Source organism: Pseudomonas sp. NY15463, from assembly GCF_048068415.1.
Lineage (GTDB): Bacteria > Pseudomonadota > Gammaproteobacteria > Pseudomonadales > Pseudomonadaceae > Aquipseudomonas > Aquipseudomonas mosselii_C.
On record NZ_JBLUQD010000001.1, the window covers coordinates 536,084 to 560,385 of the forward strand.

37 protein-coding genes are annotated in these 24,302 nt (G+C 61.4%); 33 read left to right on the top strand and 4 right to left on the bottom strand.

All coding sequences use genetic code 11. The features are described from left to right. Positions 1-62 precede the first annotated feature (62 nt). The gene (locus ACNFIC_RS02665) at positions 63-299 is read right to left on the bottom strand and encodes a hypothetical protein (protein WP_416779713.1); all 237 of its coding nucleotides are present in this window, start codon (positions 297-299) and stop codon (positions 63-65) included. 2 nt (positions 300-301) lie between these two features. Further along, positions 302-1,126 carry a S24 family peptidase gene (locus ACNFIC_RS02670; protein ID WP_416779715.1) on the bottom strand — a complete coding sequence of 275 codons (825 nt, stop codon included), beginning with the start codon at positions 1,124-1,126 and terminating at the stop codon, positions 302-304. 113 nt (positions 1,127-1,239) lie between these two features. On the opposite strand from ACNFIC_RS02670, the gene ACNFIC_RS02675 reads away from it, so the two are divergent. From ACNFIC_RS02675 to ACNFIC_RS02835, 33 genes are all read left to right on the top strand, one after another. Next, the gene (locus ACNFIC_RS02675; RefSeq protein WP_416779716.1) at positions 1,240-1,500 is read left to right on the top strand and encodes a hypothetical protein; all 261 of its coding nucleotides are present in this window, start codon (positions 1,240-1,242) and stop codon (positions 1,498-1,500) included. A 210-nt stretch (positions 1,501-1,710) separates the two neighbouring features. Continuing rightward, entirely contained in the window at positions 1,711-2,376 is a 666-nt protein-coding gene (locus tag ACNFIC_RS02680) for a Rha family transcriptional regulator (RefSeq protein WP_416780033.1), read from the top strand. Positions 2,377-2,387: 11 nt separating this feature from the next. Beyond that, positions 2,388-3,116 carry a helix-turn-helix domain-containing protein gene (locus tag ACNFIC_RS02685; protein ID WP_416780034.1) on the top strand — a complete coding sequence of 243 codons (729 nt, stop codon included), beginning with the start codon at positions 2,388-2,390 and terminating at the stop codon, positions 3,114-3,116. Then, the gene (locus ACNFIC_RS02690) at positions 3,113-3,796 is read left to right on the top strand and encodes a replication protein P (protein WP_416779718.1); all 684 of its coding nucleotides are present in this window, start codon (positions 3,113-3,115) and stop codon (positions 3,794-3,796) included. The genes ACNFIC_RS02685 and ACNFIC_RS02690 overlap by 4 nt, the downstream gene beginning before the upstream one ends. 27 nt (positions 3,797-3,823) lie before the next feature. Continuing rightward, entirely contained in the window at positions 3,824-4,120 is a 297-nt protein-coding gene (locus tag ACNFIC_RS02695) for a DUF1364 domain-containing protein (protein ID WP_416779720.1), read from the top strand. Further along, complete coding sequence (locus ACNFIC_RS02700; protein ID WP_416779722.1) at positions 4,117-4,542, top strand: VRR-NUC domain-containing protein; 426 nt, start codon at positions 4,117-4,119, stop codon at positions 4,540-4,542. Before ACNFIC_RS02695 ends, ACNFIC_RS02700 begins: the two co-directional genes overlap by 4 nt. After that, positions 4,539-5,837 carry a tyrosine-type recombinase/integrase gene (locus ACNFIC_RS02705; RefSeq protein ID WP_416779724.1) on the top strand — a complete coding sequence of 433 codons (1,299 nt, stop codon included), beginning with the start codon at positions 4,539-4,541 and terminating at the stop codon, positions 5,835-5,837. The genes ACNFIC_RS02700 and ACNFIC_RS02705 overlap by 4 nt, the downstream gene beginning before the upstream one ends. Positions 5,838-6,087: 250 nt before the next feature. Next, entirely contained in the window at positions 6,088-6,405 is a 318-nt protein-coding gene (locus ACNFIC_RS02710; RefSeq protein WP_416779726.1) for a hypothetical protein, read from the top strand. A gap of 9 nt (positions 6,406-6,414) precedes the next feature. Then, positions 6,415-6,756: an antiterminator Q family protein gene (locus tag ACNFIC_RS02715; protein WP_416779728.1), complete on the top strand. Its 342-nt coding sequence runs from the start codon at positions 6,415-6,417 to the stop codon at positions 6,754-6,756. Between the two features lie 182 nt (positions 6,757-6,938). Continuing rightward, entirely contained in the window at positions 6,939-7,271 is a 333-nt protein-coding gene (locus ACNFIC_RS02720) for a hypothetical protein (RefSeq protein WP_416779729.1), read from the top strand. Positions 7,272-7,441: 170 nt separating this feature from the next. After that, entirely contained in the window at positions 7,442-7,813 is a 372-nt protein-coding gene (locus ACNFIC_RS02725) for a chemotaxis protein (RefSeq protein ID WP_196127663.1), read from the top strand. Next, entirely contained in the window at positions 7,813-8,142 is a 330-nt protein-coding gene (locus ACNFIC_RS02730) for a hypothetical protein (protein ID WP_416779732.1), read from the top strand. Before ACNFIC_RS02725 ends, ACNFIC_RS02730 begins: the two co-directional genes overlap by 1 nt. After that, positions 8,139-8,348 (top strand): hypothetical protein, encoded by a 210-nt coding sequence (locus ACNFIC_RS02735; protein WP_416779733.1) that lies wholly within the window; start codon positions 8,139-8,141, stop codon positions 8,346-8,348. Before ACNFIC_RS02730 ends, ACNFIC_RS02735 begins: the two co-directional genes overlap by 4 nt. Before the next feature lie 8 nt (positions 8,349-8,356). After that, on the top strand, positions 8,357-8,506 hold the full coding sequence (locus tag ACNFIC_RS02740; protein WP_416779734.1) for a hypothetical protein: 150 nt from the start codon (positions 8,357-8,359) through the stop codon (positions 8,504-8,506). Further along, complete coding sequence (locus tag ACNFIC_RS02745; RefSeq protein WP_416779736.1) at positions 8,506-8,844, top strand: HNH endonuclease; 339 nt, start codon at positions 8,506-8,508, stop codon at positions 8,842-8,844. The genes ACNFIC_RS02740 and ACNFIC_RS02745 overlap by 1 nt, the downstream gene beginning before the upstream one ends. Positions 8,845-9,001: 157 nt before the next feature. Then, the gene (locus ACNFIC_RS02750; RefSeq protein WP_416779738.1) at positions 9,002-9,502 is read left to right on the top strand and encodes a terminase small subunit; all 501 of its coding nucleotides are present in this window, start codon (positions 9,002-9,004) and stop codon (positions 9,500-9,502) included. A 3-nt stretch (positions 9,503-9,505) separates the two neighbouring features. Then, a complete protein-coding gene (locus ACNFIC_RS02755) occupies positions 9,506-11,185 on the top strand; it encodes a terminase large subunit (protein ID WP_416779740.1) in 1,680 nt (559 codons plus the stop codon). Between the two features lie 150 nt (positions 11,186-11,335). Next, on the top strand, positions 11,336-12,634 hold the full coding sequence (locus ACNFIC_RS02760) for a phage portal protein (protein ID WP_416779742.1): 1,299 nt from the start codon (positions 11,336-11,338) through the stop codon (positions 12,632-12,634). A gap of 16 nt (positions 12,635-12,650) precedes the next feature. Then, complete coding sequence (locus ACNFIC_RS02765) at positions 12,651-13,508, top strand: head maturation protease, ClpP-related (RefSeq protein ID WP_416779744.1); 858 nt, start codon at positions 12,651-12,653, stop codon at positions 13,506-13,508. A gap of 2 nt (positions 13,509-13,510) precedes the next feature. Next, entirely contained in the window at positions 13,511-14,692 is a 1,182-nt protein-coding gene (locus ACNFIC_RS02770) for a phage major capsid protein (RefSeq protein WP_416779746.1), read from the top strand. Between the two features lie 48 nt (positions 14,693-14,740). After that, positions 14,741-15,271, top strand: a complete 531-nt coding sequence (locus ACNFIC_RS02775) for a hypothetical protein (protein ID WP_416779748.1) — start codon at positions 14,741-14,743, stop codon at positions 15,269-15,271. A gap of 4 nt (positions 15,272-15,275) precedes the next feature. After that, positions 15,276-15,617, top strand: a complete 342-nt coding sequence (locus tag ACNFIC_RS02780) for a head-tail connector protein (RefSeq protein WP_416779750.1) — start codon at positions 15,276-15,278, stop codon at positions 15,615-15,617. Further along, complete coding sequence (locus ACNFIC_RS02785) at positions 15,614-15,940, top strand: phage head closure protein (RefSeq protein WP_416779752.1); 327 nt, start codon at positions 15,614-15,616, stop codon at positions 15,938-15,940. Before ACNFIC_RS02780 ends, ACNFIC_RS02785 begins: the two co-directional genes overlap by 4 nt. Positions 15,941-15,948: 8 nt before the next feature. After that, positions 15,949-16,131 (top strand): hypothetical protein, encoded by a 183-nt coding sequence (locus ACNFIC_RS02790; protein WP_416779754.1) that lies wholly within the window; start codon positions 15,949-15,951, stop codon positions 16,129-16,131. Between the two features lie 3 nt (positions 16,132-16,134). Continuing rightward, positions 16,135-16,710 carry an HK97-gp10 family putative phage morphogenesis protein gene (locus ACNFIC_RS02795; protein WP_416779756.1) on the top strand — a complete coding sequence of 192 codons (576 nt, stop codon included), beginning with the start codon at positions 16,135-16,137 and terminating at the stop codon, positions 16,708-16,710. Next, on the top strand, positions 16,703-17,089 hold the full coding sequence (locus ACNFIC_RS02800; RefSeq protein ID WP_416779758.1) for a DUF3168 domain-containing protein: 387 nt from the start codon (positions 16,703-16,705) through the stop codon (positions 17,087-17,089). The genes ACNFIC_RS02795 and ACNFIC_RS02800 overlap by 8 nt, the downstream gene beginning before the upstream one ends. A 55-nt stretch (positions 17,090-17,144) precedes the next feature. After that, entirely contained in the window at positions 17,145-17,645 is a 501-nt protein-coding gene (locus ACNFIC_RS02805) for a hypothetical protein (RefSeq protein ID WP_416779760.1), read from the top strand. 40 nt (positions 17,646-17,685) lie between these two features. Then, on the top strand, positions 17,686-18,030 hold the full coding sequence (locus ACNFIC_RS02810) for a hypothetical protein (protein WP_416779762.1): 345 nt from the start codon (positions 17,686-17,688) through the stop codon (positions 18,028-18,030). Next, positions 18,027-18,266, top strand: coding sequence for a hypothetical protein (locus ACNFIC_RS02815; protein WP_416779764.1), 240 nt, complete (start codon positions 18,027-18,029; stop codon positions 18,264-18,266). The genes ACNFIC_RS02810 and ACNFIC_RS02815 overlap by 4 nt, the downstream gene beginning before the upstream one ends. 45 nt (positions 18,267-18,311) lie before the next feature. Then, positions 18,312-21,575 (top strand): phage tail tape measure protein, encoded by a 3,264-nt coding sequence (locus tag ACNFIC_RS02820; protein ID WP_416779766.1) that lies wholly within the window; start codon positions 18,312-18,314, stop codon positions 21,573-21,575. Then, positions 21,575-21,913 (top strand): phage tail protein, encoded by a 339-nt coding sequence (locus ACNFIC_RS02825; RefSeq protein WP_416779767.1) that lies wholly within the window; start codon positions 21,575-21,577, stop codon positions 21,911-21,913. The genes ACNFIC_RS02820 and ACNFIC_RS02825 overlap by 1 nt, the downstream gene beginning before the upstream one ends. After that, a complete protein-coding gene (locus ACNFIC_RS02830) occupies positions 21,910-22,659 on the top strand; it encodes a phage minor tail protein L (RefSeq protein ID WP_416779769.1) in 750 nt (249 codons plus the stop codon). The genes ACNFIC_RS02825 and ACNFIC_RS02830 overlap by 4 nt, the downstream gene beginning before the upstream one ends. A 2-nt stretch (positions 22,660-22,661) precedes the next feature. Then, positions 22,662-23,417 carry a C40 family peptidase gene (locus tag ACNFIC_RS02835; RefSeq protein WP_416779771.1) on the top strand — a complete coding sequence of 252 codons (756 nt, stop codon included), beginning with the start codon at positions 22,662-22,664 and terminating at the stop codon, positions 23,415-23,417. A gap of 154 nt (positions 23,418-23,571) precedes the next feature. Here ACNFIC_RS02835 and ACNFIC_RS02840 read toward each other — a convergent pair whose 3' ends face one another. Next, positions 23,572-23,838 (bottom strand): hypothetical protein, encoded by a 267-nt coding sequence (locus tag ACNFIC_RS02840; protein WP_416779773.1) that lies wholly within the window; start codon positions 23,836-23,838, stop codon positions 23,572-23,574. A 67-nt stretch (positions 23,839-23,905) separates the two neighbouring features. Further along, a complete protein-coding gene (locus ACNFIC_RS02845) occupies positions 23,906-24,289 on the bottom strand; it encodes a hypothetical protein (RefSeq protein ID WP_416779775.1) in 384 nt (127 codons plus the stop codon). Between the last annotated feature and the right edge of the window lie 13 nt (positions 24,290-24,302).

A 24,302-nucleotide genomic window follows, 5' to 3' on the forward strand; every position in this document is an offset into this window, starting at 1 on the left:
AATTTGTCAACCGGACTAGAGAGCTTATGTGCTTCCCTCAGCGCTTACGAACCGGTAACTGTTCACTTCAGCCGCCTAGCTATTTGCCCCGCCTTCACCTCATCCCCATACCCCGCCAACCGATCCTCCCCAGCCTGCATCACCTGGCAAATCCTCATCACAGCCTGGGCGTCAGCTTCGTTCCCGGCCTCGCTCAAGCGCACCGCGATCCGCATCAGCTCGACCGCTGACCATTTCAGGTCAGAGGCGAGGCCTTGGAGGTCACGCCGGAGATCTTGGTTGGGCTTGGTCAGAGGCATAACTAGACCGGCTGTCCGTTCCACACGTAAAGCACTCGAGCCAGGATGTGGGTGTCGTCCACGCGGATCTCCTCAGGATCGTGATGTTTGTTGTCCGAGATCATCTTGAAACGATCCTTGCCTTTCTTTTGCAGGCGCTTCACGTACAGCATCTCGTCGTGGGAGAAAAGGTAGATGCCATCACCGGTAAATTCACGGATCGTGACGTCCACCAGCAGTGGATCTCGGTCCTTGATCGTCGGAGCCATAGACTGGCCCCAGCCGGTGATCATCTTGAGGTGGAAGTGTTCTTTGAACGAGACGCCCATCTCGCGCAGATGCCTTGGGCTGACCCGGATGTCTTGAAGCATTTCGGGGTATTCATGCGGAATCTGGCCGCCGCCCATTGCTGCTCGCACGTCGTAGTGGGCAATCCAAACCTCGTCGCCAACCTGGCCCTTGCGGGTGAAGTCCGCCTGGGTCAAGTTTGATGCCGTCGGCTCTTGCGCGGCGCTGAGCAGTCGCTGACGAGTTTCTTCAGGAATGCCTTTCCCGCTCTTGGCAAGCATCTGCTTCACCAAGTCGGCAGCCGAAAGTTTGCTTTCAAGGGGCTCGCGCTCATGGTCTGAATCATTGCCCGTGGGAATAGAGTCGAACCAGCCCCGAGGGAGGCCTTCAATCTCCTCAATTCTTCGGGCTACATCATCCCCCAGGTTCTTCGCTGTCTTGTCCGAAAGGATCTGGCTCAAGTGAGCAGGTGCCATCCCCCAGCGCTCTGCGCAGGATCCCTTCCTCTGGCTGCCAATCAGGTTGACCAGGTTGTGCTTGCGAATCTCGTAGATATCCATGGCCCGAAGAATGCCAGTGTTTAGCCTGCTGCTAAATGTGCTCAAAGCTAAATTTACCTTGCTCGAAAATTAGCCATCGGCTAAATTTTGCTGCATGTGTAAGGAGAGCCCACATGAATGTTCACCTTCGTGAATGGTTGGCAAGTGCCACCAACGAACACCGGCGTGATGTCGCTGCTGCGGCCAACACCACGGTCGGCCATCTCTGGCAACTGGCAGGCGGTCATCGAAAGGCCTCGGCAGAGCTAGCAGAGCGACTACAGGACGCATCGGATGGCGAGATCACCATCGCTGGCCTACGCCCAGACCTAATTCCATTCGCCCGAAAAGCGCTTGAGGGATCTCACTCGGCGGTCGAAGACGCCGCCGAGTGAATTCTGCTTGAGGTGGCCTTGCGCCAGTAGATGACTGAAACACCTGCGAATCCATCCAGTAGTCGAATCGCAGGCGAAAAAAAACCGCCTGGCCGGGCGGCTTCTTCACAACATTCAACGAGGTCGATTATGCACTCTGCAATCGATGCGAGCAACACCAAGCCTGTCGCGTCAGTCATTGGTGATTCGCAGAAACTAGCGCGTCAGGTGATGTCCACCCGCGAGATCGCTCAGCTCACCGGCAAGAGCCATGACAACGTGCTGCGGGATGCGCGCCGCCTGCGCACAGAGGGTGTCCTCAAATCTGAGGAGACCCCATACACCCACCCGCAAAACGGTCAATCGTACCCAGAATTCCTGCTGTGCCAGCGCGACACGCTGGTACTGGTGTCCGGGTACAACGCCCAGTTGCGCGCCAAGATCATTGATCGCTGGCAGGAGCTGGAAGGGCGGGTGGTTGCCCAGGTGCAGATCCCCCAAACATTCGCCGAGGCTTTGCGCCTGGCTGCCGATCAAGCCGAGCAAAACCACCAGCTTCAGCAGGTCATCGAGAGGCAAGCTCCAAAGGTCGCGGCCATCCAGCGCTTGGCCGCTGCTTGCGGGGCCATCTGCATCACCGATGCAGCAAAGCAGCTGCAAGTTGCTCCGTCGAGACTGTTCGACTGGCTGGAGCAGAGCCGCTGGATCTTCCGGCGAAAGGGCTCCAAGCGCTGGATCGCCTACCAGCCCCGTATCACCTCCGGCCTGATGAAGCACAAGGTAACAGCGCTGAAACCTGATCCAGAAACTGGCATCGAGCGCGCGGCGTTTGATCCACTGATCACTCCAAAAGGACTGGCGCGTCTCGCTGAGCTGAAAGCTGGGGGTTCGCTGTGAGTGTTCAAGCCATGACCTGGGCCTTGGCTATTCCAAAGTCATCCTTGGATAACCCGGCAGCGCGGCACGTCCTGCTTTGCCTGGCCAACTACGCCGGCAGCGATGGCCGAGGTGCGTTTCCCTCTGCCGCGACGCTGTCCGAAGATACCGGCCTGTCCGAGCGTACCGTTCGCCTCAAGCTGGATGAGTTGGCGATTGCAGGTTGGATCGCCGAGGGTAACCAGGCTATAGCCGCCGCCTACATCGACCGCCGTGATCGTCGGCCTGTTGTCTATGACCTCCAGATGAAACGAGGTGCATCTGCTGCACCTCGCTCCGAACGGGGTGCAGATAACCGTACGGGGTGCAGCTCACAGCAGAACGGGGTGCAGGAAAACGCAGAACGGGGTGCAGCAGCTGCACCCAATACGTCATTAAACCAATCTACTCACTCTCTGCGCGAGCCGTTCGAAATGTTCCTCGACTGGCGGCCCAACGGTGAGCTGCTGAAAGCGTACGCGCTTCGGGCTGGGCTGAGCCTTGAGCACTTTGGTGCAATCGCGATCTCTGGTTTCGTCCTGCACCACGAAGCGAAAGGCTTGGCTCAAACCGAAAAGCAGTGGCTGGCGGCGCTGGTCAGCTGGGTAAAAAACGATCTGGCTCGGGCTGCCCGTCAAACCTCCGCCAGAACCGTCGCGCAGTCTCCAGTCGGTTTTGACGATAGCGATACGTCGTGGATCGACGATGGGGGGGCACGATGAACTCCGTTGCGGTTGTCGCGCACGGCCTGTGGGCCAAGGTGCAGACGGGCCAGCACATCCCTTCGGGCTACGAGCTGCCGGCAGATGTGAAGGCCGAGCTCAACCGAAAGACTGCGGCAGTGATCAACGATCTGTTCCGCGATCTGCGGTCGATTTGCACCGCCTGGAAGCAGGCCTGGCCTGACAAGAACACCTACGCCGCCTCAAAGCAGCAATGGCTGACTGCCTTCCTCGAGGCGGGCATCAGCAGCGCCGAGCAATTGCAGTTTGGGTTGATGCGCTGTCGCCAAGCTGCAACGCCATTCATCCCGCCGCCTGGTGAGTTCATCGCCTGGTGTCAGCCTTCGCCGGAAATGCTTGGTCTGCCCACTCTGGCAGCTGCATTCCGGGAGGCTTGCCGCAATGCCCATCCAGCCATGGCGGGGAAGGGCAAGTGGACACATGACGCGGTATGGCATGCAGCCAAGGAGTGTGGGTTCGAGAACCTGAACAAGCTGGCAACCGACCTCAGCTCGAAGCTGTTCGAGCGCAACTACACGATCGCAGTCCGACGTCTGGTCGCTGGAGAGCCGCTACAGAAGATGCCGCTGGCCCTGCCTGCCGAGGTCGCTGGAATTCGTACGCCAGAGGTCGGCAATTCCGCCCTGGCAGCCATGCGCGCCCGCCTGGCTGGGCGCTGATCAATCAACCTGCAAGGAGGCGACGTTGTGCGCCAGACCAAACTGACCAAGGCCGCGCGCGGTCGGGAGTGCCAAGTGCGCATCCCTGGCGTGTGCAACGGCAACCCCGAAACCACCGTGCTCGCGCACTACCGCCTGGCGGGCACCTGCGGCATGGGCAAGAAACCGCACGATATCCAGGGCGCTTGGTCGTGCAGTGCGTGCCACGACGCTTGCGACGGCAGAAGCAGCGCCATTGATCGTGACACCGCTCGCCAGTACCACGCCGAGGGCGTCATGCGCACCCAAGCCGTTCTACTCAACGAAGGGGTGCTGGTCGCATGAAGGTGCTCGGTATCCGAACCACCAAGCCGCGCACCCCTCGCGCCAAGCCCGTTGACCGAGAAGGCCAGGAACAGGCCGCGCTGCTGAGCGAAATTCGCCTCAAGCACCCCGACGTCTACGAACTGATCTACCACGTCCCCAACGGCGGCCACCGGGTCAAGGCTGTGGCAGCCAAGCTCAAAGCCCAGGGCGTCAAGGCCGGCATTCCCGACCTGGTGCTGCCGATGGCTCGCGGTGGCTTCTTCGGACTTTACATCGAATTCAAGGCGACCGTGGAACCTGCACCCGTCTCAGCGAGCCAGCGTGATTGCCTGCGCCGCCTGAACGAGCAGGGCTATCTCGCCATCGTGTGCCGTGGGCACTTTGACGCCATGGAGCAGCTGCGGGCCTACCTGATGCTCCCGGTCACGGTGGCGGCATGAGCGCGACACGGGAAGTGAAGTTCAGCGAGGCCGAGATTCGTCGGCAGGCTGGTGACAAGTCGGTACGCGACCTGCGCGACCCGCGCCATCCTGGCCTGTACCTGCGTTTCTGGAGTAATCGCGAGCGCGGCACTTGGCACCTGGTTCGCGGCAAGAAGTGGGTGCCGGTTGCGCGTTGGCCGGAGCTTAGCGTGTCGGCAGTGCTGGCAGAACTGCCCGCGCTTCGTCAGCGCTTGATGCGCAGCCCAGCCACCGCACTGGTGGTTTCGGGTATGGCCACGGTAGGGCAGCTGCTCGACTGGTATGTTGACCGCATGGCTCGCGACCGCTCCCTGTCGGCGAAGCGCAAGGCCGCCACCCGCGCCGCAGTGGGTCAGCACCTTCGCCCATGCTTGGGAGATCTGCCAATCAAGTATGTCACCGCGGAGCTGATCGACAAGCACCTGATCTGGCCAGGCCAGGCCAAGCTGTCGCTGTCCTATCTCCGGCAGATGTTCGGGATGCTGCTGACCGCTTTTCGCCAGGCCATGAAGCTGGAGATGATCGATGCCAACCCCATGGCAGGAGTGCGGTTCAGTGACTTCACCAAGGCGCGGATCACCGCAAAGGCTGCTCGCTTGCGTGGCGTGCACTTGCCAGAGCTGATGCAGCAGTTGGCGCAGGCCTTCGAGACGAGCCCGAGCGACGCCATGCTGGCTTTGATGATGCTGGCCCACGGCACGCGGATCGGTGAGACCCGCATGGCGCGCTGGAGCGATGTCACCTTGGCTGCTGCCGAGTGGTTCATTCCAGCCGCCCACACGAAGACCCGCACCGAGCACCGCTTGCCACTGACCGCCCAGCTCCATGCCTTGCTGATCCGCTATCGCGCCATCCAGCAGGCCAAGGGCTACGAGGGCGCCTACCTGTTCCCGAATCGTCGTGGGCAGCCATTGAGCGAGACCCAGGCCAGCATGGTGTTTACACGCCTGGGGCGGGGCGAGTGGACAAGCCACGACCTACGCAAGGTGTCCCGCACCACCTGGACCGACCTCGGTATCGACGGCCACATTGGCGAGATGTTGCTCAACCACTCGCTGGGCAAGATCGCCAGCACCTACATCCACACGCAGGCTATGGAGCAGCGCAAGTTGGCTCTGGAGAAGTGGCATGCGTGGCTTGATCGGATCGGCTTCGCCGCCATCCACGGCCTTAAAGAGGCCTTATTTGAAATCCCGCAGAATTCGGCACAGGCCAACGGCGGCGGGGCTTCGAGCGACCTTAGCAAATTAGTTATTAGCGAGGATTCGAAATGACCGATTTGAATGCGCTTTCGCCGGCAGCGCGGTCGGCTGCAATGCGAGGTGGCGTTGCCGGATGGGGCCAGGTCGGCGGACAGCCAGGGCAAATCCGCTACATGGAGCCACGCAAGAAGCGACCAGGTCGTCAGCCGAAATGCGCATGCGGCTGCGAGACGAACAAAACCCACCTGGGGTTTGCAAATGGCGTGTGCCTGATCTCGGGCTGCGAAATGAGGATTCGACGTTGGGTGAAGGCTGGGCAGGCATGAAGAGGAGCCACGGCCCAGCCTTCAAGAAGGCCGTGCTCGAGCTGGACGAGTGCCCTTTGTGTCGCGGGAGAGCGGTAATCAAGGGCTTGTTTCACGAACTGCCATGCGACCACTGCAACGCCTCGGGCTGGGTAGTGGCTGCAACCGGCGAGGCCTTAGCCCTGGATGAACTGGTGACCCAGCTCAGCATGAGGCTACAGGCCGCGACCCGGCAGATCGAACAGTTGAAAAGACCCCAGGCCGGCGGGCCTGAGGCGGGATATCAGGGAAGCAACCGGCGCGGCGCCGGTGGCACCAACTACACCGGGGATTGAGGGAAGGACATGAGTAACGTAGAGAGAACCGCTGAGGATCTGCTGGAGCACTGGGGTCGCTGGGTCGTGCTGGGCTCGGGCGTGTCCTGCTGCGCATCGCGAGAGAACACAATCCTCGACCCGATGATCACCGACGACGATGCGCTCTTCATTGACCGCCTGGTCGGCCGCCTGAGCAAGCGTTACCCCGAATGCGGGCAGGTCATCATCAGGTACTACACCTCCCGCGATACCGCACTTCGGGATGTGGGCAAGAAGCTTGGCTTCGGCGAGGAGAAGACCCGGCAGCTGTGGAAGGCCGGAGTGGCCTGGGTTGATGGCGCGTTGGATGTTCGGCGTGAGGCCGCTTGACATCCCCGGTCCTCGCCCGTATCTTTCGTGTTACTTTGCGGTAGGTGCGCGAGAGCAAACTCGCCATCACCGACTACCACCTTAAAGCCCTGGCCCAGAAAGCCGGGGCTTTTCGTTGTTGGGGATCACCCAAGCAGGGCCTCTGCTAACCTATGCCTTTCTTCCAAGGATGTTTGAAGCAGATGAAAAGAATAGCGGTCCCTGTAGCCTTGATCACGACTGTGCTTTCTGGATGCGGAGAGCCTAGCGAAGAGAGTAAGGCCGCGATGCAAGAAATCCGCATGCAGCGAATGGCGCGCGAGTTTGTGTCGTCCGGGCTGAAAGATCCCGAAAATGCGCAGTTCCGTAATCAGCGAGGCATGTGTGGAGAGGTCAATTCCAAGAATTCCTTCGGCGCCTTCACCGGATTCCAAGGTTTCATTGCCGGAAGTAAAGAGCTGGTCGTGCTACAGCGCGATTCACGCTTGAAGCCGGAAGAGTTTAGTCAGCTGTGGAGCAAATTCTGTAGCGGCTGAAAGGCCATATCCGATTTGGAGATGATGAAAGCCCGGCGGAAACGCGCAGGGGTAACAGTCAGCGTGGGGACTGGAGGGAAGCGCCACGACATCGACCTGACAGGGTCGGCATCTCCACCTATTCCTAGGGCTCACCATTCGGTGGGTCTTTTTCATTTCTGGAGATATTGATGGATCCGACCGACCTCGGCCCAGGCACAGCCACCTGGCTGGGCGGAACGGGCACAGTGCTATTGGGCGGCTTCCTGTGGCTGCGCAAGTTTCTGTCGAAGGATGCAGCCGACCGCGCGATGGACAACGCTGACATCGGCACGGTCCGCCGGCTGAATGAGCTGCTCGACTCCGAGCGAGAGGCTCGGAAACTGGCCGAGGCCCGTGCCGATCAGTTCGCCAAGGAGCGCAATGACTTGGCTGCAACAGTCGGCCGGATGGAAGGCAAGATCGAGGCGCTGACCAGCCAGGTAGCCAGCCTCACAGAGCGAGTAACGCTACAGAGCGATGAGATTGCTCGCCTGCGCACCAAGCTTGGAGGTACATCGTGATGGATAGATGCGTATTGGAGTACATCGCCAGGCGCTGGTGGCGTCGTGTTGAGGTGTGGCTGATCGCTGCTGTGCTGATCACCGGCGGTGCTGTGCTGGGCTGGCAGTCGGCCTACTGGTCCATGGCCAGCACCCAGGCGCACCAGGTTGACGAGATCCGCCATGCCTACGACGCAGCCATGGCCGAGCGCGACAAGCGCTTGGACGAACTCACCCGCCGCACCGATAGCGCCGCTGCCAAAGCATCGAAGGCGGCAACCACCGCAACCCAAGCGGCAGACAAGGCTGGTGAGGCCCTGAGCCGAACCCAGTCGGAGGCCTGGCCATGAGGATCACCATCAACAACCTGCGCGGGGTTGCACAGGTCAAGTTCTTCAAGGGTGAGCAGGTGGTGCACACCGAGACCTTCAACGGCAAGACCACCGCCCCATACACCCGCTACGTCGGGTCGCTGCCAGCGTTCGATAGCCGCCAAGCGTCGTTCGTTATGGGTGTTCAGGGTGAGCCGGAGTTCACCTACTCGGTGCATGCCTGATGGCCCGCATGACCGCTACGATCGTGTGCCGGCATAGCTGGTGGCTGAAGTACTACCTGGCTGGCGTTCTGATCGTGTCTCACGCAACCGGTCGAGATCCTCACATGGGCCGCGTCATGCGCTGGATAGAGCGCGGCACCGTGGTCGAGGTGCGCTGATGGCCAGGCTCAAGACGCTCGGGCCCCGACTCAAGGAGGGCGCAGGGGCACGGGTTAAGGTGCTGACGCCCGGCAGTTGGCGGAGCGGCATGACCAGCTCGCAGCGCGGCTATGACTACCGATGGCAGAAGGCGCGCGAGCGTTACCTGCGCGATCACCCGCTCTGCGTCTTCTGCGAGCGGAACGGCCGAACTGCTGCCGCAAATGTTGTAGACCACATCGTTGCGCACCGCGGTGACATGGTTCTCTTCTGGGATCAGGCCAACTGGCAAAGCCTCTGCAAGTCCTGCCACGACTCGGTCAAGCAGGCCGAGGAGGCAGCTGGCCTGGGCGGATAAGTCATCCGCGGATCGTCGAAATCCACACGAGCGGCACAGAACCACGCCAGTGACGTGCCACGAAAGGGGTAGGGGGTCAAATGTTAGAGATTCTCATCTAGCTAGACCGCCACCGACCCCACGTAGACATTTTTCTCCCCCCTAAAGGTTTTTGTTAATGGTGTTAACAGACAAACAGCGACAGTTTGTTGACGCTAAGGCCCGGGGTGCGTCCAACAAGGAAGCAGCGGAGGCCGCAGGTTGCAAGCCCTCGACCGCATCTGCCGCGGGTTCGCGATGGGCCAATGATCCCAAGATTGCCTCCGCCATTTTGGCGCGCCGGGCAGAGCTCAGTGTTAACCCTGAGACCAAAAGACGTAGAGGGAAATCGAAGGCCGACGAGGTCACTGAAGACCCCGCAGAGATCAGTGAGGCCGACGGCGAGTTCCTCAGCTGCCTGCCATCAACTGACGATCCGCTCGTTTGGCTGCTCGCCCTCATGAACGAGCCCAGGGCGAAGGTGTTCGACCGGCGTAATGCTGCGCAGACCGCCGTCCCGTACATTCATGGGAAGAAGGCTGAGGCCGGCAAGAAAGAACAGAAGGCGGAAGCCGCTAAAGAGGCCGGCAAGGGCAAGTACTCACAGAGCAAGCCGCCCCTCACTGTCGTCAAGGGGTGACACATGCTTTGGACTACGGCCTGTCCTGACTGGTGGCGGCGCCTGGCCGCCAGCGAATCGATCATTCCAGCTCCGCTGTTTCCCCAGGAGGCCGAAGAGAGCCTTGAGGTATTCAAGGGGCTTCGCATTGTCGACGCCCCTGGCAGCCCAACCATCGAGAGTGCGTGCGCACCCTGGGTGCTGGCTTTCGCTGGGGCCGTGTTCGGTAGCTACAACAGCGAAACAGGTGAGCGCCTGATTCGGGAGTTCATGCTGTGCATCCCGAAGAAGAACAGCAAGTCGACAATCGCTGCTGCGATCATGCTGACCGCCCTGGTCCGCAACTGGCGGATGTCCGCTGAGTTCATCATCCTCGCACCGACCAAAGAGATTGCCGACAACGCCTTCGTGCCGGCCAAGGACATGGTCAACAACGACGAGGAATTGAAGGATCTGCTGCATGTGCAGCCGCACCTTCGACTGATCACTCACCGTGAGACCGGCGCCACGCTGAAGGTCGTCGCCGCTGACAGCGATGTGGTGGGCGGCAAGAAGGCGGTGGGCGTGCTGATCGACGAGGCCTGGCTGTTTGGCAAGAACCCGAAAGCCGCCGATATGATTCGCGAGGCGACTGGCGGCCTGCTGTCCCGGCCTGAAGGCTTTGTTATCTGGCTGACCACTCAATCGAACGAGCCACCTGCCGGGGTGTTCCGGTCGAAGCTGAATTATGCCCGTGGCGTCCGTGACGGCCGCATCAACGACAATCGCTTCCTGCCGATCATCTACGAATTCTCGAAAGAGATGATCGACAGCGGCGCCGCGCGCAAGCCCGAGAACTTCCATCTGGTGAACCCAAACATGGGGTTCTCGGTGGATCGCCCCACGCTTGAACGCTTGTTCATGCAGGCCGAGATCGACGGCGAAGCCGAACTGCGCGGTTTTCTGGCCAAGCACCTGAACATCGAGATCGGCCTGGCTCTGATGTCGGATGCCTGGGTCGGTGCTGAGTTCTGGGAGCCACAGGCAGCCACCTGGCTCAGCCTGGATGAAATCCTTGGTCGGTGCGAAGTCATCGACGTGGGCGGCGACGGCGGCGGCTTGGATGATTTGCTCGGCCTTGCCGTTATAGGTCGGGAGTCTGGCACTCGACGGTGGTTCCACTGGGCTCATGCTTGGGCCCACCCCTCGGTGCTTGAGCGGCGCAAGTCCGAAGCGCCCAGGCTGAAGGATCTTGAGGCGATTGGCGATCTGACCATCGTGAAACGGATCGGCGATGACGTCGAGGAGTTCGCCGCGATCGTCAAACGCATCAATGAGACTGGCTTGCTGGACAAGGTTGGCCTTGACCCTGCGGGTATCGGGTCTGTTCTCGACGCGCTGGCCGATGCCGGCGTCGAAGAAGACAAGGTCGTCGGCATCTCCCAGGGCTGGAAGCTCACCGGCGCGATCAAGACCACAGAGCGCAAGCTTGCCGAGGGAACGCTGCTGCACTGCGGCCAGCCGCTCATGGCTTGGTCATGCGGGAACGCCAAGGGCGTGCCGTCGGCCAACGCCTTCCTGATCACTAAGCAGGCATCGGGCACGGCGAAGATCGACCCGCTCATGGCTACTTTCAACGCCGTTTCCCTGATCAGCCTCAATCCTGAAGGCCGCGGGGGAATGGACAACTTCATGGCTGGCATTCGGGATCCACTGATCGCATGAACGCACTTTACATTTTCATCGCCTGCGCTCTGGTGGCCTTCTGCTTGGCATGTGCCGGTGTGTGGGTTCTAGCTGGTACAGGCTGGGCCTTGATGGCGGGAGCGGTGAGCTTCTTTTGCATCGCCGGATTCCTTCGCCGAGGGCTGACCAGTGATTAGAACCCTTTCGCAGGCCTTGGGGGCAGCCGCCGCCAAGCCTTCAGCAAGCATGGGTGAGTGGCTTGGCAGGACCATCAAGCTATCGGATGGAGGGTTTTGGAGCGCCTTCTCGGGGGCCCAGTCGAGCAGCGGCAAGTCGGTCAGCGTGGACAAGGCAATGCGCCTCTCGACGGTGTGGGCCTGTGTCCGCATCATTTCGACCTCTGTGGCTGGCTTGCCCCTGAGCATCTACAAGCGAATGCCGGACGGTAGCCGTGAGAGTGCTCGGGATTTCCCCCTTTACGACGTTGTGCATACCAGCCCGAACGAGGATATGGCCGCCTTCCACTTCTGGCAGGCAGTCGTCGCCTCAATGCTGTTGTGGGGGAATGCTTATTGCGAGATCCACCGCTCTGCCGGCCGCGTTATTGCGCTCGACTTCCTGATGCCGTCCCGAGTCGACCTCGAGTTCGATGATGATGGCCGCCTGAGATACTTCTTCAGGCCGCGAAAGGGGGCGCGCCGTGAGATCGTACGGCAGAACATGCTGCACATACCGGCCTTCACCCTGGATGGTCGCGTAGGGCTTTCCGCCATTCGGTACGGTGCTGACGTATTCGGCTCTGCGATGTCGGCTGACGATGCTGCCAACAGCACATTCCGCAATGGGATGATGCCCACGGTTGCGTTTTCGGTAGACAAGACCCTGAATCCCGCTCAGCGCGTTGAATTCCGTGAATACGTCAAGACGATCTCCGGCGCTTTGAACGCAGGCAAGAGCCCGGTGCTCGAGCAGGGCGTGAAGCCGGAAATGATTGGCATCAACCCAGCGGATGCTCAGTTGCTGGAGTCGAGGGGGCACAGCGTCGAAGAAATCTGCCGCTGGTTCGGCGTCCCGCCCTGGATGGTGATGAAGACCGACAAGGGCAGCAACTGGGGGACAGGCCTGGAGCAGCAGCAGATCGCGTTCCTCACCTACTGCATCATGTCCTTCACGGCGCCGATCGAACAGTGTGTGAACAAGTGGTGCATGACGGCGGTGGACCGTATCAACTTCTACTCGGAGTTCTCGCTTGAGGCGTTCTTGAGAGCCGACAGCTCCGGCCGCGCTGCTTACCTCAGCACCATGGCCCAGAACGGTTTCATCACTCGAAACGAAGGCCGCCGTAAAGACAACATGCCCCATATGCCTGGAGGTGACGTGCTCACCGTTCAGTCGAACCTGGTTCCACTGGACCAGTTGGGCAAGCAAGACGATGGCCAGGCCGCAAGGGCTGCGCTGATGAACTGGCTCCAACAGCCGGAAAAGTAAATCACGGGAGCAATCCATGAAGCACAAGATCCAATCTCGCGGCCTGCGCAGCGAGATGAGCCCGCGCGCGCTCGACAAATGGAATCCCGCGATCCAGGCGGCCGTCGAGAACACCTTAGACACCATCACAGTGTACGGCGTGATCGGCGAAGACTGGTACGGCGAGGGCGTCACGCTGAAGCGGATCGATGCCGCACTGCGCGCCATCGGAGAGCGCGATGTCACCGTCTATATCAACTCGCCAGGCGGCGACATGTTTGAAGGCATTGCTATCTATAACCGCCTGCAAGAGCACAGCCATCAGGTCACCACAAAGGTCCTCGGCATGGCGGCCAGTGCTGCTTCGATTGTTTTCTTGGCTGGCAAGAAGCGAGAGGTGGCCAGCAGCGCCTTTCTCATGATCCACAACTGCTGGACCTGGCTAGCCGGTAATCGCCACTACCTCAGGGACATCGCTGCTGACATGGAAGAGTTCGATGCCGCGATGGCTGATCTCTACGCCGAGGCCAGCGGGCAGTCGGCCGAAGATATGGCCGAGCTGATGGATGACGAAACCTACATCCGCGGCAAGCGTGCCGTGGAGCTTGGCCTAGCCACCGGAGTGTTGTCGTCCTCCGAGGTCACCGAGCGCGAGACCGAAGACGCTGCCCAGGCCAATGCCCTCAAGGCGATGGATGTCGCCCTTGCCAAAGGCGGCCTGACTCGCTCCGAGCGCCGTGAACTGTTCGCCAATTTCAAGTCCGGCATGCCTCGCGCTGCCGGCGGAGGCACGCATAACGCTGCCTCGACCGATAAGCCCCGCGCTGTCGCGCCAGACCTCTCCGCCTCTCTGAGCGCGGCAACCAATCTCCTCAATTCTCTGAAAGGAAAGTGACCATGGACTTTGAAGCCCAAGTCAAGGAACTCAACGCCAGCCTCAAGGGCATTGGTGATCAGATCAAAAGCCAGGCCGAGGCAACTGATAAGCAGCTCAAGGCATCCGGCGAGATGTCTGCCGAAACCCGCGCAAAGGTCGACGAACTTCTGACCAAACAGGGCGAGCTTCAGGCGCGCCTGGGTGAGGCCGAGCAGAAGCTTGTGAACGCTAATCGCGATCGCAACCATCAAGAAGAGCCGCAGAAGTCGGTTGGCGCCCTCGTCATCGAAAGCGAGGAAATGAAGGACATGAATTCGTCCTTCCGTGGCTCTCGTCGTGTCTCGGTGCCGCGCGCGGCCATCACCACCGCAACCGGCGGTGACTTGGTGCAGACTCAACGCTTGCCGGGGATTATTGCCCCGCCTCAACGTCGACTCACCGTCCGCGACCTGGTTGCACCCGGTACGACCGAGTCGAACTCCATCGAGTACGTCCGTGAAACTGGCTTCACCAACAACGCTCGTACTGTGGCAGAGACAACGGCCAAGCCATACTCCGACCTGACCTTCGGTCTGGCCACCGCGAATGTGCGTACCATCGCCCATTTGTTCAAAGCCAGCCGCCAGATGCTGGACGATGCCAAAGCACTCCAGAGCTACATCGACGGTCGTGCACGCTACGGCCTCAACATGGCGGAAGAGGCTCAGTTGCTTTACGGCAACGGCACCGGCGTGAACCTCCAGGGCCTCATGACCGTTGCGCAATTGTACGCGGCCCCGGCTGGAGTGGCCGTGGTGGGCGAGCAGCGCATCGACCGCCTGCGCCTGGCGCTGTTGCAGGCCGAGTTGGCCGAGTTTCCATCCGACGGCATCGTGCTTAACCCGATCGACTGGGCGGCCATTGAGCTGACCAAGGATGGCGAAGGGCGGTACATCATTGGCCAGCCGCAAGACGGCACCAACGCCAAACTCTGGAACCGTCCGGTGGTATCCACTCAGGCCATGACCCAGAACGACTTCCTGGTTGGTGCGTTCAAGCTCGGCGCGCAAATCTTCGACCGCATGGAAATTGAAGTGCTGATCTCTACAGAGAACAGCGATGACTTCGAGAAAAACATGGCGACGATTCGTGCCGAGGAGCGTCTGGCGTTCGCGATCTACCGCGACGAAGCGTTCGTCACTGGTCCGCTGGTCACTCCTTAAGTCTTCCGCAACGTGGCGCCAGAAATGGCGCCCCAATGGAGTAATCCAATGGCACGTAAACAGGAAACACCAGCACCCACGGCTAATGCGAAGGATCCGGTCTCGACCACTGAAACCAGCGGCAGCCAGCCCGAGGGCGGAGCTTTTCCCCTTTCGCCTATTGATGCAGCTTCGCCAAATCCCGGCGAGGCTGGGGCTCCCGCGACTGCTCCTGGCTCGGGGGAGAGCGCAGACCAGGCACTGCCAGCGGCGCTGGCAGACTCAGGTGCCGGGTCTGACATCGCCTCAAGTGACTTGAGCGCCAGCGACCCCCCCGCTGCGGAAGCGGCGGCATCGGAAGGTGCAGGTCAAAACGGGCCGGCACTGACGGACAACAGCGGCGGAGAGGATGAGTCCGCTGAGGAGGATCAGTCCGAGGCCAATCCCAATCCAGCAACTCTTCAAATCTACCCGATGCGGTCCTACATGGACGAGGGCGAGTTGCGTCGTCGCGGCGGCTCTGCGTACACGGTGCCCCGCCGGCATGCGGAGGAGCTGGTACAGCGGAATCTGGCCTCGTTCGAGCCACTGAAGGAGTAAGGGTATGTCGGTCATCAGCCTGACCATTGCCCGTCACCATCTGCGAGATCCTGACGATGATGATGATTATCTTGAGCTTCTGATCGAGGCGGCAGAAGGGCAGGCAATGGACTATCTGAACCGTCGCTTTTACGCCGACCAGCTGACGCTGGATGAGGCGGTCGCAGCAGGGAATGCTGGCGACCGCCCCATGGTCTGCAACAAGCAGATCTCTGCCGCCTGCCTGTTGATTATCGGCCACCTTTACGCCAACCGCGAAAGCGTAGTCGCCGGAACCATTGCCACTGAGTTGCCCCAGGGCTCCATGGCTCTCTTGAATCCACACCGTATTGGGTGGGGAATATGAGGGCCGGGCCTCTGCGTCATCGTCTGCAAGTGGCTCATCGGCACGAGGAGAGGAACAAGTCAGGGGGTGCAACAGTGACGTGGCTGCCGGCTGCTCGCCCCGAAATGTGGGGCGAGGTTAGGACCCCAAGCGGCCGGATCGTAGCGGTTGCTGAAAAGCTGAATGCTGTTGTAACCGCCGAAATCATCGGCAGACCGCGCCCCGACATCGTCGCAGGATCGCGCCTGACGCGCCGTGGGGTCACCTACCAGGTGGAGGCTGTTCTGCCAGACAACGAAAACTCTTTGATGAGGCTTCTCTGCTCATCGGTACCTAACCCGTGAGGTGAATTATGAAGATCCAGGCATTGGGCCCGCTCACCGGCGCATGCGGCGAGCGTGAGAAGGGCGAGGTGTTCGAAGTGGAAGATGGCTATGGCCAGGGCCTTATCGGCCGCGACTGGGCTGTCGAGATCACTGACGCCGCAGCAGGCAAGTCCTTGAAGCCCGCCAAGGTCGACCAGGCCAAGGAGTAGGCCATGGCTCGCCGTTCAAGCCTGCGCGGCGACATCCGCCTGCGACGTACGCTGCGCAACATCCACAAGACAATGGACAACGAGCTCAAGCCAGCGATGGCTAAGGCCGCTGACCGCATCCTGGCCACCCAGAAGCAGCTGATCCCAAAGGACACTGGGGCAGCCGCAGCAGCGCTCAAAGTGTACGTGTCTCCCAGCGGCCTGGACGCGCAGATCGGCATCCGAGGCAAGCGCGACAACCGCCGATTCTTCTACCTGCGCTTCCTCGAATACGGCACTAAGGGTTACTCGGGGAGCATGTATCAGCGCGCCGACCGAAATGCCGTGGGCGGTGTTCACACCAACAACCGCGACAAGTCGAAGCTGGGCGGTCGGCGTAACGCACTGCGTCAGCGCGAGACGAAGAACAAATCCGATGGCTCGCACTTTTTTGGCAAGTACCCGAACATTCCAGCACGGCCCGCCCACCCGTGGCTGCGTCCGTCGATGCAGGTGAACCGGGAGTTTGTAATGGCCGACATCGAGGCTGCGGTACAGAGCACGCTGCGCAAGGCCAGCCAGGGGGTGGGCGATGCCTGATCCTTCGCTGGCCCTGCAAGAGGCAATCTTCGCCAGGCTCAAGGATGAGGTCAGCTGCCCGATTTACGACGGTGCGGACATCAATGCCCCCATGCCGTACGTGTCGATTGATCGGGAGATCTCCACAAACAGCAGTCCCGTGTCGGGCCGCAAGCGCGAGACACGGCTGTTCTACCTCTCGGTCTGGTCCGATGCGGTCGGCCAGGCCGAGGTCAAGCGCATCAATGGCGAGGTTATCGCTGCACTCGATGAGCGTCGGTTACCGCTAGAGGTTGGCCGCGTCGTGTCAATCCGCCTCGAGCAGTCCGATGCTCAGCGTGACGCAGACGGCATCACCTACCAGGGGGCGCTCACGTTTCGCGTGATCACCACCCACTGAATCACCCACCGGCCGCGCCGCGGCTTTATCCAATGTGCCATTTGGAGGAACCCCCATGGCCGATGACAACCTCAACACAGCCGCCGGCTGCCGCCTCGCTCTCGGCACCAAGACCCCTGCAACCACCGCCGCCGAGTACGCGGCCGACACCTACATCCAGGTTGGCGAGATCGAAGACCTGGGCGAGTTTGGCGACACCTTCAGCAGCGTGAACTTCACGGCGCTGAGCGATGGCCGCGTGCGCAAGTACAAGGGCACCGCCGATGCCGGCAACATGACCATGACCGTTGGCTTCGACAGCGGTGACGCTGGCCAGCAGTCCGTGTCTGCGGCGCACAAGGACCGCACCAAGGGTAACTACAACGTGAAGGTGACGCTGAACGATGGCGATCCTACTGCGACTCCCGCGATCCTGCCCACCACCTTCTACTTTGGTGTGAAGGTGATGAACAACACCGTGGCTGCCGGCTCGGCCGACAACGTGGTGCGCCGCAACATCACCCTGGCGATCAACACCGACATCATCGAAACTCCGGCCGGCCCTGCTACCCCCTGATCGACGGGGTTGAGCCCCGTCCTTTTCTGCGAGAACCCCAATGAGCGAAGTCTTGCATGGCACCGTCACGCTGGTGATCGGTGCCCGCAGCTACACCCTCAAGCCGACGCTGGATGCTGCGCTCCGCATTGAAGCCCGCTTCGGCGGTCTGCGCGCTGCGCTCGAGTCCATGCGATTGATGAGCATCGCCGCCTGCGCCGACATCGTAATCGCGGGCGCCGGCTTGGCGCCGGAGCAGCACCCGGTCATTGCCGGAGAGGTCTTTCACACCGGCGTGGCCAAGGTCTCTGGCCAGCTGACCGGGTTCATCACCGTCCTGCTCAACCCGGTGCCGCCGAGCGTGGCTGCCCGGGGAAAGGACGAGGCGGTCAGCACAGCGCAGTGAAGAACGGCAGCTACGTCGACTACCTGTTCGGCGTGGCCACCGGCTGGCTTGGCTGGCCGCCCGACGCTGCGTGGCATACACCCATCCCGCAAATCATGATCGCGCTCGACGCCAGGCTCGACTGGACAGGGCGCGGACAAGGGCAGGGCCCGGCCGCGACCGCTGCCGCGCCCCAAAGGCGTGAGAGCGTGGCGGACAAGTTGAAGGGCTTTCTGCGAGGGCGGCCCAAACAGTAGACATTGCGCCGCCTGCGGGCGGTTTTTTTGTGCTTGGAGATTTGCATGGCCGACCAACAAGTCCAGGGGATGCTGGTCCAGATCGAGGCCACTACGGCGCAGCTGCGACGCGAGCTGGCCAACGCTGATCAGGTGGTGGCCACCACCACCCAATCGATCGACCGCAACCTGGCACAGGTCGACTCTGCCTTCGACAGGGCCGGTGGCGCAGCCCAGCAGGCTGGTGTGCTCATGCGTGGCGCCTTCGCGGCAGTGGCCGGTGCCGGGCTCGTCGGCAGCATCATCAGTCAGGTTGACGCCTACGGGCAAATGTCGGACCGGATGAAGGCCGCCGCCGGCAGCGCGGGCGAGTATCAGGTGGTGCAGGAGCACCTGCTGCGCACTGCCCAGGAAACCTACCGGCCGCTGGCCGAGGCGCAAGAGCTGTACATCCGTACTGCGGATGTGATGCGCAGCCTGGGCTTCAACACCCAGCAGACGCTCGATATCACCGACAGCTTCAGCTTCCTGCTGGTGACCAACGCCGCCTCCGCTGACAAGGCCAACTCCGCCCTGGGCGCTTACTCGAAGGCGCTACAGACTGGCAAGGTCGAGGCTGACGGCTGGGTCTCCATCCAAGAGGCGATGCCCACTATCGTCAATGCGATCGCTTCGTCCACCGGCAAGAGCGCCGAGGAGATCCGCAAGCTGGGCGTGGAGGGCAAGCTTTCGCTGGATACCATCAACACCGGCCTGCTGGGCACCGTCGACGCGAACCGTAAGGCCGCCGCCGACATGTCCACCAGCGTGCAGGACGCGATGGTGAACATCAGCAACTCCATCCAGTCTTTTCTCGGCGGCATAGAAGAGCAGACCGGCGCCGTCGCTGGCCTGTCGAACATCTTGCTAGCCCTAGGCGATAACGTTGAGCTCGTTGCCACTGCAATGGCAGGTGCCGGCGTCGCGGCGCTGACCAACTACGTGGCGAAGTCGGGGCTGGCGGTGAAGGCGGCCCTGGCCGATCGGGCGGCGCGCATCGCCCAAGCTCAGGCCGTGCTGCAAGCGGCGATTGCGGACCAGCGCAAGGCCGAAACCGCGACCATCCTTGCCGCCCGAGAAGCCGAAGCCGCTCGCGGTACAGCGGTGCAGACCCAGATGTCGATCCAGCTGGCACAGGCCAGGCAACGCGAAGCGGCAGCCACTGCGGCTGTAGCGGCTGCGCAGTCTGGGCTTCGCACGGTTGGGGCCGGACTGCTCGGTGTCCTGGGCGGCCCGATGGGCTTAGCGCTGCTCGCCGGCACCGCGGCGGCCAGCTTCCTGCTGCTGAGCAATAATGCCGACCAAGCAGGCGTCAGCATGGACGACCTGCACAAGCCGGTCGCCCAGCTGCGGGAGGAATTCGAAAAGCTGAACCGTGACCAGCGTGAGGCCTCGCTGGTTAAGTGGCAGCAGGAGCAGATCAACGCGACCGACAAGGTCAAGAACGCCTACGGTGACCTGGCCCAGTCGATCCGCTCAGCGGTGGTGACGGCCCCGGCGCGGGACTCTGGCGGCCAGTACAACCGCCAATTGGCCGAATACCAGGCCTTGATCGACCGCCTGAACGAGGCGCGCCAATCGGGCGAAGGGCTGTCCCCGATCCTGCAAGAGATCGGCACGCGCTTCCAGCTGCCTGCCAGCACTGTCCAGCAGTGGATCACCCAGGCCGGCGCCGTCAGCGATGCTGACCAGCGTTCGAGCCTGATCGCTGACACGCTGCGCGTGCTTACCGGCGTTACCGACCAGAACACGTCGTCCACCCAGGCTAACAATGCCGCCAAGGCTGGTATGAGCTCGGCAGGGCAGACCTACCTCGATACGTTGCAGAAGCAGCTCGCCGGCCTGCAAGACAACGGCGACATGATAAAGGTCGTCAACCGATACCTGGGTGAGCACACCGACCTCACCGAGGCTGATCGACAGGCTGCTATCTCCTTCGCGAACGCGATCGAGTCGCAGAAGAAGGCAAACAAGGATGCCACCCAGGGCAGCAAGGACCGCGCGAAGGCACTCAAGGATGAGATCAAGGCGCTCGATGCGATCATCGACCGTGCGCTGCCCGAGAAGAAACGCCTTGAGGATCTGGCGGATGGCGTGAAGGGGCTGCGCAAGGCCCAGGCCGCCGGCAAGATCACCGCCGCGGAGATGGAAACCGGCATCAAGAACCTCAACACGGCCTATGGTGACGCGACCATCCAGAAGCGGACCGAGGAAGAGAGGAAGCTGGCAGAGGTGCGGCGTAACAGCGCCGAAGCCTACCGCAAGGCCATGGAGGTGGTGCTACAGACCCGCCAGGATGCGATCAATGCCGATGTGGCCGGCGTCGGAATGGGCGATGACCAGCGCGAACAGGCTGACCGCCTGAATGCGGTGCGGCAGAAGTACGCCGAGGCGCGCCGCCAACTGGAAGAGCAGCAGGAGGATGTCAGCCGCCGGCTCAGCCAATCGGCCTACGAGGAGCGGCTCGCCGACCTGGCCGACTACCAGGCGCGTGAGCTACAGATGGAAGTCGACGGTTTCGATGCTCGTCTCGCTGCGCAGCGGGACTATCGCAACGGTGCCAAGCGTGCCTGGGCGAACATCCAGGCCGATGCGGCGAACGTTGCCGGAGCCACCGACGACATGCTCACCGCCGGCTTCAACAACGCACGTGACGCTGTTGCCGAGTTCGCGATGACAGGCAAGGCCAACTTTAAGAGCTTTGCCGTCAGCGTCATCGCCGACATGGCTCGCATCGCCAGCCAGCAGGCGGCCAGCTCTCTGCTGAGCGGGCTGATCGGCATGGGCGTGTCTGCCTTTGGCAGCTACTTCGGAGGCGGCGCCACCTCAGCAGGATCGACACAAGCAGGCTACAGCCCCGAAATCATCGACGCCTGGTCTGCGACACAGGCCAAAGGTGGCGCCTGGAGTGATGGCGTGCAGATGTTTGCTAAGGGCGGCGCTTTCAGCAACGGCATCCTCAGCCAGCCCACGGCGTTCGGCATGGCTGGCGGAAAAATGGGGCTGGCCGGTGAGGCAGGCCCTGAGGCGATCATGCCGCTTGCTCGCGGTTCGGATGGATCGCTGGGCGTCCAGATGGTCGGAGGTGCTGCTGGCGGATCTACGGTGGTGCAGGTCAACGCACCGGTCGCCGTTACCGTCGAGGACCGCAGCAACGAAGGCATGGAGCTGGACACTGCGGCGCTTCAACAGAGCATGCAGCAGCAGATGCAGAGCGTGGCAGAGCGTGCAATCGCGAATTCGTGGCGCCCTGGCGGCGTAAGCCATCGCAACAGTAGCGGGAGGACCTGATGGCAATCGAAACCTTCACCTGGATTCCAGATGACGAAGCCAGTGGTGACAGCACTCTGCGTACCAGAAAGTCGCAGTTCGGCGACAACTACGCTCAAGTTTCAACGGACGGGTTGAACGCCGAGACCGACAGCTGGGGGCTGTCTTTCGGCGGCCTGGCTGATGAAATTCTACCTATCTTGGCGTTCATCCGGCGGCACCGTGGGGCCACCTCATTCCTTTGGGTCAACCCCGAAGGGGTTCTCGGCCTGTATCGCTGCGAGGCGTTTCGGCAGCAGCGCAAGGCGGGCGGCATCGTGACCCTCACGGCAACCTTCGAAAGGGCCTATCACCCATGACGCTCATCACTCAGCTGCAAAAGCTCGAGCCTGGCAGTGATATCTTGCTGTTCGAGCTTGACGGTTCGGACTTCGGCGCTGACATTCTTCGGTTCCACGGCCACGCGATTCCCCACACCCCTGAAGAGCTCGCAGCAGCTGGCGCAGACGCTGACCAGTTGCCTGCGAAGTCCATCTGGTGGAATGGCGAAGAGTATGGCGCGTGGCCGGTGCAGGTTGCCGGCATCGAGGCCAATTCGGATGGCACCGCCGTGCGCCCCACGCTCACGGTGGGCAACGTCAATGGCCGTATCACGGCGTTGTGCCTGGCCTTCGACAACCTGCTGGAGTTCTCGCTGACCATGCGGCAGACGCTGGGTCAGTACCTGGATGCGCAGAACTTTCCCGGCGGTAACCCGCAGGCCGACCCAACCCAGGAGGAGATCGAAGTCTGGTACATCGATCAGAAGATCTCGGAGAACGGCAACACTGTGGCTTGGGAACTGGCCAGCCCCGGTGATGTTGGCGGGGAGACGATCGGTCGGCAGATGACCCAGCTGTGCCACTGGGCGATGACTGCCGGATACCGAGGCCCGAACTGCGGCTACACCGGACCCTACTACGACCTCGACGGCAACCCGACCGACGACCCAGAGCAAGACCAGTGCAATGGTTGCCTCGACTCTGGGTGCGTTGTGCGCCATGGCCAGGGCAATCCCATTCCCTTTGGCGGCTTCCCGGCCGTGTCGCTGATCGCCAGGAGCTGACCATGCTGAAACACATCCTCGCCGCGGTGCAGAAGCACGCCGCGGCGGAGTACCCGCGCGAGTGCTGCGGGCTGCTACTTGCGGTTGGTCGCAAGCAGACCTACTTCCCGTGCATCAACACGGCCACCGATCCGACCGAGGAGTTCCGGATTGCGCCAGAGCAGTACGCTGAGGCGGAAGATCTGGGCCGGGTGATCGGCATCGTGCACTCGCATCCCGATGCTACAAGTCGGCCGTCATCCCGGGACTTGGCCATGTGCGAGGCCACGGGGTTGCCGTGGCACATTCTGTCCTGGCCGGAAGGTGATCTGCGAACGATCACGCCAACCGGCGATACGCCGCTGTTGGCCAGGCCATTCGTGCACGGCGCCTGGGACTGCTGGCAGGTCTGCGCTGATTGGTACAAGCGTGAGTGGGGGCTGGAGTTTCCTGCCTACGCCCGGGAAGAGGGATGGTGGGAAAAGGCGGAGGGGCCGAGCCTGTACGAGCAGGCCTACGAGGCTGCCGGCTTCCACCAGGTCAGCCAGCCGCAGCGCGGCGACATGATCGTCATGTCTGTGGGCCGCACTGCGCACCCGAACCATGCCGGTATCTACCTTGGGGGCAACGTTCAACTGCCAGAGGAGCGTACCGAGATCTTCGGGTCCGGCCCATTCATGCTGCACCACCTGTACGGCAGACCATCAGAAATCATCGTGTTCGGCGGGCCTTGGCTTGACCGGACACGTCTTGTGTTGCGTCATCGGGACGCGAAATGAAGCGGCACAGCCGCAGGAGTAGCTATGAGTACCAAGAAAAAGAACGAGAAGACTTTTTGCCCAGGCGCTTCGATTCGATCCGTAAATTGGCAGGCTGGCGTAAGCGGTTGGGAGCTTACGCCAGATGGTTTGCTCCGTATCTACGGGAAGTCGATCAAGCAATGCCGTTCTGTTTGAGCCAGTCAACGGCTTGAGCCTGGTCGTTTACCAGGAAGCGGAGAGGGCGCTCATACGCTTCCTTTGCGACGGTGCCCTGCACAACGGAAGGAGCTTCGCGGATGAATTTTTCCGCCAGAACTTTCAGAGCTTCATCGTTAAAATTCGGTGAAGCCTTCAGGGCCAAGGCGATGGCATTCATTGCCATGATAAGCCCGAGCTCAGTTGGGGTCGTTGCAACTTCGATACTTTGTTCACTGCTCATGTAGACCTCCTAGGTCATGATGCCCCAGTCCATGGGCTTTCCGGCAGCTGGCAGGGGCGACTTATGGTTAATTGTACATCGCGTTCCATTGATCGAGTGCGGATGCTAGGTCCACATCCGGAGAGTCCTTGATATAGCCTGTGAGCTGGCCGAGACCAACATAATCGATGGGCGGAAGCTCTTCTGTTGCAGGGGTTGCCGAACTAGACCCTGTAGATGACGATTCGCCGCCGCCACTTCCATTCCCCTGCACGGTCTTCCCTGCTGTGTGAACTGGGCGGGGAATTAGGGTCTCGGTCACATCGAATTCTTCCAGGCGAGACCCCTTCAATAATTCATCAATACCCTTCCTCGCACCGCTGCGCGCTTCTTCGGTGTCGTTGCCTTTCCCTAGCAGCTCTACGATCGCATCGATCTTGACGGCCAGGTTGTAGTTCTGCTGTAGATACATTGCGTCATCCTTG

Coding starts and splice junctions, on each gene's coding strand:
- ACNFIC_RS02665 (WP_416779713.1), bottom strand. CDS start 299: ATGCCTCTGACCAAGCCCAACCAAGATCTCCGGCGTGACCTCCAAGGC.
- ACNFIC_RS02785 (WP_416779752.1), top strand. CDS start 15,614: ATGAGGGCCGGGCCTCTGCGTCATCGTCTGCAAGTGGCTCATCGGCAC.
- ACNFIC_RS02845 (WP_416779775.1), bottom strand. CDS start 24,289: ATGTATCTACAGCAGAACTACAACCTGGCCGTCAAGATCGATGCGATC.
- ACNFIC_RS02670 (WP_416779715.1), bottom strand. CDS start 1,126: ATGGATATCTACGAGATTCGCAAGCACAACCTGGTCAACCTGATTGGC.
- ACNFIC_RS02810 (WP_416779762.1), top strand. CDS start 17,686: ATGAGCGAAGTCTTGCATGGCACCGTCACGCTGGTGATCGGTGCCCGC.
- ACNFIC_RS02750 (WP_416779738.1), top strand. CDS start 9,002: ATGGTGTTAACAGACAAACAGCGACAGTTTGTTGACGCTAAGGCCCGG.
- ACNFIC_RS02685 (WP_416780034.1), top strand. CDS start 2,388: ATGACCTGGGCCTTGGCTATTCCAAAGTCATCCTTGGATAACCCGGCA.
- ACNFIC_RS02755 (WP_416779740.1), top strand. CDS start 9,506: ATGCTTTGGACTACGGCCTGTCCTGACTGGTGGCGGCGCCTGGCCGCC.
- ACNFIC_RS02840 (WP_416779773.1), bottom strand. CDS start 23,838: ATGAGCAGTGAACAAAGTATCGAAGTTGCAACGACCCCAACTGAGCTC.
- ACNFIC_RS02705 (WP_416779724.1), top strand. CDS start 4,539: ATGAGCGCGACACGGGAAGTGAAGTTCAGCGAGGCCGAGATTCGTCGG.
- ACNFIC_RS02805 (WP_416779760.1), top strand. CDS start 17,145: ATGGCCGATGACAACCTCAACACAGCCGCCGGCTGCCGCCTCGCTCTC.
- ACNFIC_RS02800 (WP_416779758.1), top strand. CDS start 16,703: ATGCCTGATCCTTCGCTGGCCCTGCAAGAGGCAATCTTCGCCAGGCTC.
- ACNFIC_RS02790 (WP_416779754.1), top strand. CDS start 15,949: ATGAAGATCCAGGCATTGGGCCCGCTCACCGGCGCATGCGGCGAGCGT.
- ACNFIC_RS02745 (WP_416779736.1), top strand. CDS start 8,506: ATGGCCAGGCTCAAGACGCTCGGGCCCCGACTCAAGGAGGGCGCAGGG.
- ACNFIC_RS02825 (WP_416779767.1), top strand. CDS start 21,575: ATGGCAATCGAAACCTTCACCTGGATTCCAGATGACGAAGCCAGTGGT.
- ACNFIC_RS02735 (WP_416779733.1), top strand. CDS start 8,139: ATGAGGATCACCATCAACAACCTGCGCGGGGTTGCACAGGTCAAGTTC.
- ACNFIC_RS02715 (WP_416779728.1), top strand. CDS start 6,415: ATGAGTAACGTAGAGAGAACCGCTGAGGATCTGCTGGAGCACTGGGGT.
- ACNFIC_RS02765 (WP_416779744.1), top strand. CDS start 12,651: ATGAAGCACAAGATCCAATCTCGCGGCCTGCGCAGCGAGATGAGCCCG.
- ACNFIC_RS02835 (WP_416779771.1), top strand. CDS start 22,662: ATGCTGAAACACATCCTCGCCGCGGTGCAGAAGCACGCCGCGGCGGAG.
- ACNFIC_RS02770 (WP_416779746.1), top strand. CDS start 13,511: ATGGACTTTGAAGCCCAAGTCAAGGAACTCAACGCCAGCCTCAAGGGC.
- ACNFIC_RS02725 (WP_196127663.1), top strand. CDS start 7,442: ATGGATCCGACCGACCTCGGCCCAGGCACAGCCACCTGGCTGGGCGGA.
- ACNFIC_RS02820 (WP_416779766.1), top strand. CDS start 18,312: ATGGCCGACCAACAAGTCCAGGGGATGCTGGTCCAGATCGAGGCCACT.
- ACNFIC_RS02830 (WP_416779769.1), top strand. CDS start 21,910: ATGACGCTCATCACTCAGCTGCAAAAGCTCGAGCCTGGCAGTGATATC.
- ACNFIC_RS02700 (WP_416779722.1), top strand. CDS start 4,117: ATGAAGGTGCTCGGTATCCGAACCACCAAGCCGCGCACCCCTCGCGCC.
- ACNFIC_RS02740 (WP_416779734.1), top strand. CDS start 8,357: ATGACCGCTACGATCGTGTGCCGGCATAGCTGGTGGCTGAAGTACTAC.
- ACNFIC_RS02690 (WP_416779718.1), top strand. CDS start 3,113: ATGAACTCCGTTGCGGTTGTCGCGCACGGCCTGTGGGCCAAGGTGCAG.
- ACNFIC_RS02720 (WP_416779729.1), top strand. CDS start 6,939: ATGAAAAGAATAGCGGTCCCTGTAGCCTTGATCACGACTGTGCTTTCT.
- ACNFIC_RS02680 (WP_416780033.1), top strand. CDS start 1,711: ATGTCCACCCGCGAGATCGCTCAGCTCACCGGCAAGAGCCATGACAAC.
- ACNFIC_RS02775 (WP_416779748.1), top strand. CDS start 14,741: ATGGCACGTAAACAGGAAACACCAGCACCCACGGCTAATGCGAAGGAT.
- ACNFIC_RS02710 (WP_416779726.1), top strand. CDS start 6,088: ATGAAGAGGAGCCACGGCCCAGCCTTCAAGAAGGCCGTGCTCGAGCTG.
- ACNFIC_RS02795 (WP_416779756.1), top strand. CDS start 16,135: ATGGCTCGCCGTTCAAGCCTGCGCGGCGACATCCGCCTGCGACGTACG.
- ACNFIC_RS02675 (WP_416779716.1), top strand. CDS start 1,240: ATGAATGTTCACCTTCGTGAATGGTTGGCAAGTGCCACCAACGAACAC.
- ACNFIC_RS02780 (WP_416779750.1), top strand. CDS start 15,276: ATGTCGGTCATCAGCCTGACCATTGCCCGTCACCATCTGCGAGATCCT.
- ACNFIC_RS02730 (WP_416779732.1), top strand. CDS start 7,813: ATGGATAGATGCGTATTGGAGTACATCGCCAGGCGCTGGTGGCGTCGT.